The organism is Pseudonocardia nantongensis, from assembly GCF_046546495.1.
Taxonomy (GTDB): domain Bacteria; phylum Actinomycetota; class Actinomycetes; order Mycobacteriales; family Pseudonocardiaceae; genus Pseudonocardia; species Pseudonocardia nantongensis.
Genome location: NZ_JBKGXT010000025.1, coordinates 1 through 12,300 on the forward strand (window position 1 = coordinate 1; position 12,300 = coordinate 12,300).

The window sequence follows — 12,300 nt, forward strand, 5'->3', positions numbered from 1 at the left end:
GGGACCAGGCCCTCGTCCTTCAGCAACAGGTTCGGCAGGCCCAGCCGCCGACCGGCCCGGGCGAGCGGCAGCAGTGGTGTCATGCCCTCGCCCATCGTCACAACGTGCGCGGGATCCCGGACCGGCAGCACCTCGTGGTAGCGCCAGAGACTCGGCGCCCGGGAGGCGATCTCCGTGCGGGTCACGGTGTGGCGGACGCGGTCCAGGTCGTAGCGGGCGAGCAACGGGGCACCGGCGGGCGAGGTGCCCTGCACGACGTCCGCGTCGTGCGGGGTGGCCTCGCGGGAGCACTCGAGGTGGGACAGCGTGGAGAACGGCGTCGGGAACGGGTCGGGCACCCGCACAGGTCATCCCGGTACCTCCGGTCGCGCAAGTCAGGACCCCCGAATCTCCGACGCCCTCGAGCCCGCGGTCGGCCGGTGACGCAGCTGTGTGATCCGGCACGCGACGGCCGGTCCGGGTGCGTCCGATTGGTCACCTTCGTTACGCTCGGCGACAGAAAGATGAACGTTCAACCGTCGAGAGGTCCGTCCATGCGTCCACTTCCCGCTCCGTACTCCGACGTCGCGCTGTTGCTCGGCCGGATCGTGCTCGGTGCCGTCCTGATCGCGCACGGCGTCCAGAAGCTGGGCAACGGGGTCGGTGGCGTCGCCCAGGGCTTCGGTGGCATGGGCGTGCCGCTACCGACCGGCTCCGCGCTGGTCGCGATCGTCGTCGAGCTCGGTAGCGGGCTCCTGCTCCTCGCTGGGGCTGCGACGACCGTCGCCGGCCTGGCCGCGGTCGCGATGATGGTCGGGGCGTGGTTCTTCGCCCACCTCACCCCGGCCGTCTTCGTCTCCGACGGGGGCTGGGAGCTCGTGGGGGTGATCGCCGCCGGTGCGCTCCTCCTGGCCGCCAGCGGTCCCGGCCGGTTCTCGGTCGATCACCTGCTCGCTAGCCGGACCGTCCGGCGCCCGCCGGAGCGGGTGGGTGCGCACGGCGCCTGAGAACCGTCACGCCGGATCACCGCGCCGGATCACCGCGCGGGGCCACCGCGCGGGGCCACCGCGCGGCGGATACCGGTGTCGTCCACGCGGCTGACCCGGTCTGTCCGATCTGTCCCGGTACGGGCGGTCCGGGTACCGTTGCTCCATGCTGTCGGGCCGACCACCGCACTCCGGTGCGGTCCGCCGACCGCTGGTGCGCTGGGACGTCGCGCTGTCCGGCTGCGCGCTGGCCCTGACCGGGATGCTGATCGCGCTCGGGATGTTCGGCGGGGTCTTCCTCGTGGCGTTCCTGGACTACTGCCCGCCGAAGACCTGCAGCTCGTCCCAGATCCTGGTCTCGGTCGCCGGGTCGCTCGCCGTCGCCGTCGCCGCCGGGATCGCCGGGCTCGCGATGACCGTGCTGCGCATCGTCGAGCGCCGGATCTCCTGGCCGTTCGCCGTCATCGCACTCGTGATCACGGTCGTGGCGATCGCGTTCGGTGCCCTCGACTACGTCTCGGCGATCGGCTACTGACCCGGATCGGCTGCTGACCCGGATCGGCTGCTGACCCGGATCGGCTACCGGCTCACTGCCGGTACCTGGAGCGGCCGTTCCAGACGTTGCGCATGTCGTGCCGGGCCCGCCGGCCCTCGGCCGACCACCGGCCGACGAAGAAACCGCCGACGCCCCCCAGTCCGAGCAGCACGATCGTCGCGATGTCCATGATCTCCACCCCCCGCCGCCCGGCTCCGTCACCGAGCGTCGATCAAGGGTAGGCAGGGGTTGGCGGGAGGTGCCCGCGAATTCGTCGATCGTGATGACGCCGGAGCCGTGCCGGCCCGCCCGGCTCGGCCGTCCGGGCCTCCTGCGCTGCGCCGACCGGGTCAACAGCCCCGGTCGTCGGGCTCAGTCCGGTCGGAGCCAGGCGTAGGCCGTCTGCCGGGAGATCCCGAGCGCCTCGGACATCGCACGGATCTCGCAGCCCGCCTCCTTGCCGGCCTGCAGCAGCTCCTTCTGGCGCTCCCGCAACTCCGCCATCCGGGCGCCGGTCTCCCGCATCTCGTCCAGGAGCTCCGATGCGGCCGTGGACGAGCGGCGGTGCCCGGCGCCGGGACGGTCGAACGACCGGACCTCGTCGGCGTCCCAGAGTCGTCGGCCGTCGTCGTCCTGGCCGGGCAGCGGGGCGGGCGCCTGGCCGCGGCTGACGTAGCCGTTCCAGGTGGTCACCTGCACGCCCCAGTGGGCCGCGCACTCGTCGCTGGTCCAGGTCGTCACCGGGGTCGTCACGGGGCGAGCCCACCACAGCGCCGACTCGCCGGGCTCAGCCGGGCCCGGCTCCCGGCTCCGCCAGCTCCGCCCGGACGCCGAGCAGCCGGACCGGGCGGTCCGGGTCCAGCTCGCCGAGCAGACCGGCGGCGACCGCGGCGATCGCGCCGGCGTCCCGGCCGGGCGGGTCCAGGGCCCGGCTGCGGGTGGTGGTGCGGAAGCCCGACGTTCGCACCCGGATGCCGACGCGGACGCAGTCCCGGTCCTCTGCGTCGACGTCGTCGGCGACCCGGACGGCGAGCGTGCGCAGCTCGGTGTGCAGCGCGCCGCGCTGGGTCAGGTCCACCGGGAACGTGGTCTCCCGGCTGCGCGAACGCGGAATCCGCGGACCGGTGTCCAGCTCGGTGCGGCCCATCCCGCGCCCGAGCGAGACGTAGTAGGGACCGCGGTTCGGTCCGAGCCGGGCGGCGACGTCACCGGGCCGGGACTCGGCCAGCGCGGTCACCGTGCGGACGCCGAGCTCGGCCAGTGCGCGAGCGGTGGCCCGGCCGATCCCGGGCAGCGCCTCCGGCGGTTCGTGGCCGAGGGTGGCGAACCAGTTCGCGGCGGTCAGCTCGTGCACCCCGCCGGGCTTGGCGTAGCCGGTGGCCGTCTTCGCGCGCAGCGTGTTGTCGCCGATCCCGACCGCGCAGCTCAGCCCGATGGTCGCGACGGTCTCCCGGATCCGGTGCGCCAGTGCCCATGGATCGTCGTCGGTACCGACGAACGCCTCGTCCCACCCGATCACCTCGACCGGCTCGCCCAGATCGCGGAGCAGCCGCATCACCTCGTCCGAGACCCGCCCGTAGTACGCCTTGTCCGAGGGCAGGAACACGGCGTCCGGGCGGTGCTTCGCCAGCTTCCGGTGCGCCAGCCGCATCGGCATCCCGGACCGGACGCCGTACTCGCGCGCCTCGTAGGAGGCCGTCGCGACGACGGTGCGGGCATCCGGATCCCCGTCCCCGCCGACCACCAGCGGCAGCCCGGTCAGCTCGGGCCGGCGCAGCAGCTCGGCCGAGGCCAGGAACTGGTCCAGGTCGGCGTGCAGGATCCGGCGGCTCACGCCGTCGAGCATGGTGGATCCGTCCAGGCCGCGGCCGTGCAGCTCGCCGCACCGGCGTGATCACACCCGCAGCGCGGCGATGACCCAGCGCAGCGTCGAACGGTCGGTCCCGGTGGCGAGCAGCTCTGCCTGCTCGACGGACTCGGGGTCGTTGCGGCGGGCGTCGAACAGGTCCTGCACCAGGCCGGGAACGTCCAGGTGCTCGCCGGGCAGCGCCGTCGCCGGCTCGCCCAGGCCCAGCCGGACGGCCAGCAGCCGCAGCGTGCGGAACCCGATCACCCGCATGCCGGGGGCGAGCAGGTCCGACGCCGGCCCGGGCACCGTGCCCACGGCCGCCGCGTGCCCGGGCACCGGGACCGGCTCGGGCGCTGCTCCGGGCAGGGTCACCGCGGACACCGCGATCACCCCGCCGTCGAGCAGGGCCCAGGCGTCGACGGCCGGGCGGTGTGTCTCGCGGCCGGACGCGAAGGGCAGGTCGTGGTCGGAGAGCCAGCACCGCAGCCGCGGCCGCAGATCCCAGCGGACGTCGTACACACCGGCTCCGAGATCCGACGGAGTGAACGCCTCGGCCCAGCGCAACCGCACCGGACCGGCTCCTCCGCTGCTGCCGGTGTCGGGCTGGATGGCCATGTGGTCCCCTCCGGACTGCGTCGCTCGTCCGGCCCGGGGTGCCCGTTCTGGATGATCTGAGTCACACCAGGACCGGACAGACAGTGTATGCGGCTGCTTTCGGGCGTACAGCACGGTGCGAACGGCCGTACCCGAGGGGGTGACACCCCGGACGCGACTGCCGTGAACGGTCGGGCGAATGCGCCCGACCACCGGGAAGGTCACCTTCCGTCACGACGGAAGGCGGCGCGACGGTGACACATGACACGATCGTGCTACCCCACGCGCGGCGGTAACGAGGCAGGATGAGCCGAGCGATCCACAGGTGGCGACGACGTGGAGGCGACATGGACGGGCAGTACGACGGGGCTCCGGCGGTGCACCCGGGAATGATTCCGGCGGCGCGGCGGTCCGTGGAGAACGCGCCGTCCGAGCCCGGAGTCGTCGACGCCGACCGGGGCCGGGTGCTGGCCCGCTACGCGCGGCTGATGCGGTCGGGCCGGCCGGAGGTCTGCCTGCCCGGACGGCGCGAGGTCGAGGACCGTCAGCGGTACGGCACCGGCGGCCAGGCCGGCAGCGACGGCAAGGTCATCTACCCGGACCGGGACTCCGCCGAGTGCGCCGCCCGCGAGCTGGAGTCCCTGGGCGGGCGCCCGCAGCGCGCCTACCTGTGCCGGCGGTCCCGGCGCGGGCACTTCCACCTGACGACCGACCAGGTCGCCGAGCGGCGCCGGACGCCAGCCGAACTGATCCCCCGGCCGCGCTCCGCCGGCTGAGTTCCGCGGCCCCGACAGATCGGGTCGCTCCGGGTAGGTGACACGCACTGCGACGACCCGTACTGCGACGTTGGTGTGATGCGCGGCACAGGCTGATCGTCTAGCGTGGGTGTGGTGACGGTCACCCCGGCCGTCGTGGTCGTCGTAGGGCGGCCGCACGCCGATCGCACCAGGAGGGGCCCGCGTGAACCCGTACCTGCTGGAGGAAAGGGTCGCCACCGTCGCCGACGGCCGCGACCTCGCTGACACCGCCCGTGCCCGGCTGGCCGCGCACAAGGCCACCGCGGACGCCTGCCGGGCCCGGACCGCCGAACGGCGCTCCGAGCTGGAACGGGTCCTCGCCGGGTACGACGGGGCGCACGACGCGCTCGACCTGATGCTCGAGCTCGACGCGCTGGAGCGCGTGCAGGATCGGATCGACCAGCGGCTCTCCGAGCTCTGCGACGCGCTGAGCGAGCCGCGGACCCCGCGCTACGGGGACGCCCAGCCGGTCTGAGGACCCGCCGGTGTAGATCACCGCGGCCGGCTCTCGGCCGCCCGGCGGCACCGTGGTTCGATGACCATGACATCGCCGTCGTCTGCGAGGGAGAGCACGTGCGCGCAGTGCAGGTCGTGGAGCTGGACGGGCCGTTCGCGGTCCGGGTCAACGAGGTGGAGGGCCCCACGCGCGGGGACGGCGAGGTCTTGATCGACGTCGCCGCCGCCGGGGTCAACTTCCCGGACGTGCTGCTCACCAAGGGCATGTACCAGTACAAGCCGGAACCGCCGTTCACGCTGGGCTCGGAGTGCGCCGGCACCGTGCGCGAGGCCGGGCCGGACAGCAGCTTCGCGCCCGGCGACCGGGTCGTCGCCTTCACGATGTCCGGGGTCTTCGGTGAGGTCGTCTCGGTACCCGAGCGCACCGTGCTGCCGCTGCCCGACGAGGTCGGCTTCGCGGCCGGCGCCTGTCTGCCGATGAACTACCTGACCGCGCACTTCACGCTCGTCACCCGCGGTGGCCTGCAGCCGGGGGAGACCGTGCTCGTGCAGGGCGCCGCCGGCGGCATCGGCACCGCCGTGATCCAGCTGGCCGTCGCGCTCGGCGCCACCGTGATCGGCGTGACCTCCACCGAGGCGAAGGCCGATGCCGCGAAGCGTGCGGGGGCCCGGCACACCGTCGGCGTCGAGGGGTTCAAGGACGCCGTCAAGGAGATCACCGGTGGTGCCGGTGCGGACATGGTCGTCGACCCGGTCGGCGGCGACCGGTTCACCGACTCGCTGCGCAGCATGGCCCCGCTGGGCCGGTTGATGGTCATCGGCTTCACCGCGGGCGACATCCCGACGGTGAAGGTGAACCGGCTGCTGCTGAACAACATCGACGTCCGCGGCGTCGGCTGGGGCGCCTACGCGCTCGGCCGGGACGACTTCATCCGGAGCGAGTGGGACGCGCTCGTCCCGCACCTCCGCTCGGCCGCGCTGGACCCGCTGATCAGCGAGCGGTTCCCGCTGGAGCGCGCCGGCGAGGCGCTGGCCCGGCTCGACGAGCGCCGGGTCACCGGCAAGGTGGTCCTGGAACCCTGACCCCCGCGCCCCCCACATCCCCGGCCCACAACGCGGAGAGGGATGGGGGTGTGGAGGGGGCTGTCAGCCGGCGGGTTCCAGGTTGCGGTGCAGGGGGGTGCGCGGGTGCGGGGCGCTCGACCACCCCGCCGCCGGGTCCCGTGGTGCGGGGGCCGGGCCGGTCCAGCCGGCCCCGGATGCGGGGCCGGTCGGTGCCTGTTCAGCCACGTGCAGCCGGTGCCGGGCGGCGACCGTCCGTCCTGACGGGCCGGTCCCGGTCAGCGCATGCAGCGCCAGGCCGCGCTGTTCCGGCACCTCGCAGCGGCGCAGGAACCGCTCCAGCTCGTACACCGCGTCGGCGGAGCTGCGGGCCCGCGCCCACGCGGTCAGCTCGGCCTCCGCGACCTCGTCGCGCACGCCCGCCATCCGGACGCAGACGTACTCGAGGTCCTCGTCGGCCAGCTCGCCCGGCGCGGGGACGTGCACCCCCTGCTCCAGCAGGTACTCGTGCACCGCCCAGAGCCCCATCGGCGTCAGCGAGACGACGGTCGGGTCCGGGTCGTCGCGGTGCGCGACGTGGGACAGCTCGTCGAGCTCGTCCGGGTCCAGGGTCTCGGTCAGCTCGATCGCGCCGAGCAGCTCGCAGGCGTCCAGCAGGGCCGTCACGTCGCGCCGCCACAGCCGCTGCTCGACGTCCCCGGCCAGGTCGTCGACCACGCATCCGGCATCGGTGTTCACGGTGTCCCGGACCTGCCGGTGGAAGTGCTCCAGCGGGACCGGGGCGCCGCCGGTCGAGTAGAGGGCGACCCAGAGCATCGGGAACGCCTGCGACATCGACATCCCGAACAGCGAGGGCGCGCCGAAGACGTCGGTACCGCCGAGGTTGTCGCCGAGTCGCCCGACGGATTCGAACACCCGCCGCCACAGCTCGATCGGCCGGCTCAGCAACGGGCCCGCGCTCTTCACCGGCAGCAGGCGGCCGCGGACCGGCCGGACCAGCCGCGCGGCCCGGGCCCAGCGCAGCAGCAGCGAGACCTCGGGCAGGTCGTCGCTGGTCCGGGCGCCCTCCCGGTAGATGTGGTCGAGCTGCAGGTGCGCGGCCAGGTCCAGGGCGTCGGCGCGGCCGAGCCGGCCGTCCGAGGTGAGCCGGCGCCCGGCCCGCACCCAGCGGGTCAGCTTGCGCAGCAGCTCGAGTGCCTCGGACGACTCGGCGGCCTCGACCAGCGAGGCGGCACCGGGCATGGGGATCGGCGGCAGCACCGGGTTCCACTCCGAGCGGGCCGGGCGCTCGGCGTCCCGGCGCATGATCTCGGCCAGGGCGTGCCGGTCGACGTCGGCCTCGCCGGAGCCGGCACGGTCCAGGAAGCGTTGCACGGCAGTCGGGTCGGCCGGGTCGACACCGTGCCGGTGCAGCTGCACGCCCCAGAACTTGCCGAGGTCGTAGTTGCGCTCGTCGGCGATGCCGTCGTGCAGCGCGGGGGTGGAGTCGAGCACCTGGCGGTGCAGCGCGTCCGGCGACGACGACTGCGGGTCGAACCAGTCGTGGTCGTCCAGGAAGTCGATCAGTGCGTGGAACGCCGGGGCGACGTCCTCCGGCTCCAGGACGGTCACCTGGCGCGGGAACCACATGCCCAGCGCGTCGGCGATGTGCCCGCGGTTCCAGCGGCCGAGACGGCGGTCCCGGGCGTACTTGTAGTCGACGGCGGCCGCGACCAGCGCGGTGTCGACCTCGACGCGGCGACGCCGCGCCCAGACGAGGAACTGGTCCAGGAGCCTGCTCCGGGCCTCGGCATACCCCTGGTCGTCGCCGGGGGTGAACACGAGACGCATTCGGCCCACTGTGTCAGCTCCCTCCTCCTGCTCGGTACCGGGGTGCGGAAGTGATCCACTCCGGTGCGTGGGTGGGCGTGCGGCGTTCCGGTCCCGGTCGCGCCCGCCGCCGGTTGCCGCCCCCTGGTGCAACGAGCGGGCGGGCGCCGGGTGACCCTCCGGCCGCCGTGTCCGGTGCGCCGGTGCCGGTCAGTCGCCGCCGACCGGGGTGTCCTTGCGGTCCTCGCCCTCGGGTGACCCGGGCCCGGTCTCCTCGGTCTCCTCTGCGTCGGACGGTTCGAGCGGGGCCTCGCCCGGCTCGGTCATCGTGTAGCCGGGTCCGGTGCCGGGGCCGTTGCCCGGGCTCGAGCCGGGATCCTGCGGGAAGCCGCCGACCTTGACGTAGAACTCGTCGCCGTGCCGCTCGGTGGCCCAGTCCACCGCCTGCTCGAGCACCTCCGCGCCCTTCTGGTCGCGCAGGATCATCGGATCGCGGCGCAGGTCCCGGTACAGGGCGAAGCAGAGCAGCACCATGATCACGACGAACGGTGCGGCGACCAGGATCGTGAGGTTCTGGATCCCGTCGAGGGCGTTCTCCCCGCCGGTGACCAGCATGAGCACGGCGACCGCACCCATGACCGAGCCCCAGAAGATGACGATCCACCTGCTGGGCTCGATGGTGCCGCGCTGGGACAGGGTGCCCATCACGATCGAGGCCGCATCGGCGCCGGAGACGAAGAAGATGCCGACCAGGATCATCACCAGCACGCCGGTGACGGCCGCCCACGGGTAGGCGCCGAGCATCTCGAAGAGCTGGACGTTCGAGTCGTCGGAGAACTGGACGCCCGCCTGGGACTGGGTGATCGCGCTGCCACCGAAGATGCAGAACCAGACCAGCGAGACCAGGCTCGGCGCCAGGATCACGCCGCCGACGAACTCACGGATGGTTCGGCCCCGGGAGATCCTGGCCAGGAACATGCCGACGAACGGGGTCCAGGAGATCCACCAGGCCCAGTAGAAGACCGTCCAGCCGGACAGCCACTCCAGCATCGGCTGGCCGCCGACGGCCTCGGTGCGCCCGACCATCTCGAAGAAGTCCGAGAAGTAGGCGCCGATCGAGGTCGGGATCAGGTCCAGGATGATCACGGTCGGGCCGACCACGAACACGAACAGTGCCAGCACGCCGGCCAGCACCATGTTGATGTTCGACAGCCACTGGATGCCGCGGGCGATGCCGGAGACGGCGGACAGGATGAACGCCGCGGTGAGCACGATGATGATCAGCGAGAGGACCGGGGCGGTGACCGGGCCGTCGGTCCAGCCGACCATCTGCATGCCGCCGCCGATCTGGAAGGCACCCAGACCCAGCGAGGCGGCCGACCCGAACAGCGTCGCGAAGATCGCCAGGATGTCGATGACCTTGCCGATCGAGCCCTCGGCGGCCTGTTTCCCGATCAGCGGGATGAACGCCTGGCTGATCAGCTGGCGGCGGCCCCTGCGGAACGTGGAGTAGGCGATGGCCAGGCCGACCACCGCGTAGATCGCCCACGGGTGCAGCGTCCAGTGGAACAGCGAGGTGGCCATGGCCACCTGCATCGCCTCGGTGGAGCCGGGCGCGGCCGCGCCCGGCGGAACCTGCGTCGTGAAGAACGACAGCGGCTCGTTCACGCCGAAGAACATCAGACCGATGCCCATGCCGGCGGAGAACATCATCGCGATCCAGGAGACCGTCCGGAACTCCGGCTCCTCGGCGTCGGTGCCGAGGCGGATCTTGCCGAACTTGCTGAACGCGAGGAACAGCGCGAACGCGACGAACGCGGTCGCGGCGAGGATGAAGCCCCAGCCGCCGCCGCGCATGACGCCGTCGAGCATGGCGCTCGCGGTGTTGCTGAGAGTCTCCGAGGACACCAGTCCCCAGACGACGAACAGCAGGGCGAGCGCAGCGCCCACCCCGAAGACTGTCCAGTCGGTGCGCGACCGACCCCCCGCGGATCCGGTCTCGCCGGAGCCGGTTTGTGGCTCTGCCTGTGTCATGACGGGACACGCCCGAACGGGGCGTTCCTCCCCTCCCTGGTCATACCTGCGGAAGTGCGATGTCGGGCGAGTGTAGGTTCATCGCCCGTCGGTGTCGTTCCAGACGCACTGTCCGGAACGTGTCTGTCGAGGTCAGCGCCCTGCGCTCCAACGTTGCGATTCGGTATCGGCGGGTTTCGGGTGGGTTCGGGCCGCGGAGTCAGCGCCATCCACCGGCGTCCACGCCGCCCGGGACCGGTGCGGCCGGGTCGTAGGGCGTCCTGGTGAAGACGAAGGTGGCCAGCCACAGGTGGTCGCCCGCGATCCGCAGCGTCTCGCCGGCGAAGTAGCCGTCCAGTCCGATCCAGGTGCCGTCCGGACCGGGCCGGAAGCGCGACGACCGGCCCGGCCGGCCGAGGCCGCCCAGGTGCAGCAGCCCGCCGGGCACCGCCCGCAGCACGTACGGTGACGGCCCCCAGAACCAGGGCCCGAGTACCGAGGGGTCCACCGGCGACGGCTCCGGTGCCCACGCGTCGACGATCCGCGGCTCGGCCGCCTTCAGGTCGGCCAGCAGCCCGGCGCCGAGCCCGGAGTCCATCCCTGCCGTCGTGTTGCCCATGGCCAGTGCGCCGGTGCCCTCGTCGCGGTCCACCCAGAGCCCGGCCAGGAAGCCGGGCATCGACCCGCCGTGCCCGACCAGCACCCGGTCGTCGACCCGGTGCACCTGCACGCCCAGCCCGTAGCCGGCCCAGATCGGCGACGACGGGTCGATGCCGGCGGGCAGCGTCATCTCCTCGACGGTCGCGGCCGACAGCACGCCGCCGGTGTCGCCGAGCAGGAACGCGCCGAGCTTCGCCAGGTCGGCGGCGGTGCACCAGAGCTGGCCGGCCGGGGCCATCACGCCGGCGTCGTGCTCGGGCTCGGGCAACGTCAGCTCGGCCCACGGGTGCACCGCGTGCCCCTCGGCGACCGGGGCCTGCGGGCGCGGCGAGGACCGGGTCATGTCGAGCGGGAGCAGCACCTCGTCCCGGGCGACGTCGAGCCAGTCCCGGCCGCGGACGCGGGCGACCAGCTCGCCCAGCAGGCCGAAGCCGAGGTTGGAGTAGTGGAAGCGGCGGGCCGCCGGCAGCACCCGGTCGGCGTCGGTCAGGCCGAGCTCGGCCAGCGAGCCGCCGGGGGCCCGCTCCCACCACTGCCCGGGGCTCTCCGAGCCGGCGCCACCGAGGTGGCTGAGCAGCTGGCCGACCGTGCGGTCGCCGAGCGGGGTGCCGGGCAGGTGCTGCTCGAGACGGTCGTCGAGATCGAGCCTGCCCTCGTCGCGCAGCCGCAGCACGGTGACCGCGCAGACGGTCTTGGTGATCGATCCGATCCGGTACTGGACGTCGTCGGGGCGGGCCGCCTCGGGCTGTGCTGTTCCGGGCAGGGCGCCGCGGCCGGCGTGCCAGGCCAGGCACCCGTCGCGGACGACGCCGGCGACGAGCGAGGGGACCCGGCCGTCGCGCTGGGCCCTGGCGACGCGGGCGAGCAGCGTGCGTTGGGTCGTGGTGAGCAGTGCGGGCACGCCTGAAGACCGTAGTTCCGGCATTCCGGACGACGGAGCCGGGTGCCGTCCCCGGTGCGGCCGTGTCACGGGTCCCCGGTGAGCCTGCGCAGCAGGGGAGCGGTGCGGAACCCGACCAGCGAGCGCATGACCAGTGCGGTCGAGGTCCGCTCGACCCCCTCGATGGCCAGCAGGTGCCCGGCGATCCGGTAGAGGTCGTCGGCGTCCCGGGCGACCAGGTGCACCAGCAGGTCCTCCTCCCCGGAGACGCCGTGCACCTCCAGCACCTCCGGCACCCGTTCCAGCGCCTCGGCGACCGCGGCCAGCAGGCGCTGCACCACCCGCACGGTGACGAACGCGGTCAGCGGGTAGCCCAGCGCGGCCGGGTCCACCCGGCGTTCGAAGGTGTCCAGCGCGCCGAGCCGGTCCAGCCGGGCCAGCCGCGCCTGCACGGTGTTGCGGGAGAGGCCGACCCGCTCGGCCAGCGCCAGGACGGTGGCGCGGGGCTGCTCGGCCAGTGCGAGCAGCAGCCGCGCGTCGTGCCCGTCCAGGTCGGTCGCGGCGGCGCCGGCCGGGTCGCGGGGCGTGTCGTCGGTGTGCACTCTGCCCGTTCGGTTCGTGTCCGTACGGGCCCGTGCCGTGCAGTCTGCGCAGCGTCACAGGCCCCGGTTGTGCAGTCA

The 12,300-nt window shown here is 73.4% G+C and carries 13 protein-coding genes and 1 pseudogene; 5 read left to right on the forward strand and 9 right to left on the reverse strand.

The window, feature by feature from the left end; all coding sequences use genetic code 11:
* Nucleotides 1-338, reverse strand: a pseudogene (locus ACLFMI_RS22830) (threonine synthase); the annotation flags it as partial.
* A 195-nt stretch (nt 339-533) separates the two neighbouring features.
* Between ACLFMI_RS22830 and ACLFMI_RS22835 the strand changes: the two are divergent.
* Together ACLFMI_RS22835 and ACLFMI_RS22840 are read left to right on the forward strand one after the other, a co-directional pair.
* Entirely contained in the window at nt 534-986 is a 453-nt protein-coding gene (locus ACLFMI_RS22835; RefSeq protein WP_410949990.1) for a DoxX family protein, read from the forward strand.
* 145 nt (nt 987-1,131) lie between these two features.
* Nucleotides 1,132-1,500 carry a hypothetical protein gene (locus ACLFMI_RS22840; protein ID WP_410949991.1) on the forward strand — a complete coding sequence of 123 codons (369 nt, stop codon included), beginning with the start codon at nt 1,132-1,134 and terminating at the stop codon, nt 1,498-1,500.
* A gap of 52 nt (nt 1,501-1,552) precedes the next feature.
* Here ACLFMI_RS22840 and ACLFMI_RS22845 read toward each other — a convergent pair whose 3' ends face one another.
* The 4 genes from ACLFMI_RS22845 to ACLFMI_RS22860 all read right to left on the reverse strand — a co-directional run bounded on the left by ACLFMI_RS22845 (nt 1,553) and on the right by ACLFMI_RS22860 (nt 3,964).
* Nucleotides 1,553-1,690: a hypothetical protein gene (locus ACLFMI_RS22845; RefSeq protein ID WP_410949992.1), complete on the reverse strand. Its 138-nt coding sequence runs from the start codon at nt 1,688-1,690 to the stop codon at nt 1,553-1,555.
* 182 nt (nt 1,691-1,872) lie between these two features.
* Complete coding sequence (locus ACLFMI_RS22850; protein ID WP_410949993.1) at nt 1,873-2,253, reverse strand: hypothetical protein; 381 nt, start codon at nt 2,251-2,253, stop codon at nt 1,873-1,875.
* 34 nt (nt 2,254-2,287) lie between these two features.
* On the reverse strand, nt 2,288-3,334 hold the full coding sequence (locus ACLFMI_RS22855) for a DNA polymerase IV (protein ID WP_410949994.1): 1,047 nt from the start codon (nt 3,332-3,334) through the stop codon (nt 2,288-2,290).
* A gap of 60 nt (nt 3,335-3,394) precedes the next feature.
* Nucleotides 3,395-3,964 carry a hypothetical protein gene (locus tag ACLFMI_RS22860; RefSeq protein ID WP_410949995.1) on the reverse strand — a complete coding sequence of 190 codons (570 nt, stop codon included), beginning with the start codon at nt 3,962-3,964 and terminating at the stop codon, nt 3,395-3,397.
* Between the two features lie 326 nt (nt 3,965-4,290).
* Here ACLFMI_RS22860 and ACLFMI_RS22865 point away from each other — a divergent pair, with 326 nt between their 5' ends.
* The 3 genes from ACLFMI_RS22865 (at nt 4,291) to ACLFMI_RS22875 (ending at nt 6,279) form a co-directional block, all read left to right on the forward strand.
* A complete protein-coding gene (locus ACLFMI_RS22865; RefSeq protein WP_410949996.1) occupies nt 4,291-4,719 on the forward strand; it encodes a hypothetical protein in 429 nt (142 codons plus the stop codon).
* Nucleotides 4,720-4,903: 184 nt separating this feature from the next.
* Nucleotides 4,904-5,215: a hypothetical protein gene (locus tag ACLFMI_RS22870; protein WP_410949997.1), complete on the forward strand. Its 312-nt coding sequence runs from the start codon at nt 4,904-4,906 to the stop codon at nt 5,213-5,215.
* 98 nt (nt 5,216-5,313) lie between these two features.
* Nucleotides 5,314-6,279, forward strand: coding sequence for an NADPH:quinone oxidoreductase family protein (locus ACLFMI_RS22875; RefSeq protein WP_410949998.1), 966 nt, complete (start codon nt 5,314-5,316; stop codon nt 6,277-6,279).
* 63 nt (nt 6,280-6,342) lie between these two features.
* Here ACLFMI_RS22875 and ACLFMI_RS22880 read toward each other — a convergent pair whose 3' ends face one another.
* The 4 genes from ACLFMI_RS22880 to ACLFMI_RS22895 form a co-directional block, all read right to left on the reverse strand.
* Nucleotides 6,343-8,088, reverse strand: coding sequence for a hypothetical protein (locus ACLFMI_RS22880; RefSeq protein ID WP_410949999.1), 1,746 nt, complete (start codon nt 8,086-8,088; stop codon nt 6,343-6,345).
* Between the two features lie 189 nt (nt 8,089-8,277).
* Entirely contained in the window at nt 8,278-10,101 is a 1,824-nt protein-coding gene (locus ACLFMI_RS22885; RefSeq protein WP_410950000.1) for a BCCT family transporter, read from the reverse strand.
* 199 nt (nt 10,102-10,300) lie between these two features.
* Nucleotides 10,301-11,632 carry a serine hydrolase domain-containing protein gene (locus ACLFMI_RS22890; protein WP_410950064.1) on the reverse strand — a complete coding sequence of 444 codons (1,332 nt, stop codon included), beginning with the start codon at nt 11,630-11,632 and terminating at the stop codon, nt 10,301-10,303.
* 74 nt (nt 11,633-11,706) lie between these two features.
* Entirely contained in the window at nt 11,707-12,222 is a 516-nt protein-coding gene (locus ACLFMI_RS22895; protein WP_410950001.1) for an Lrp/AsnC family transcriptional regulator, read from the reverse strand.
* Between the last annotated feature and the right edge of the window lie 78 nt (nt 12,223-12,300).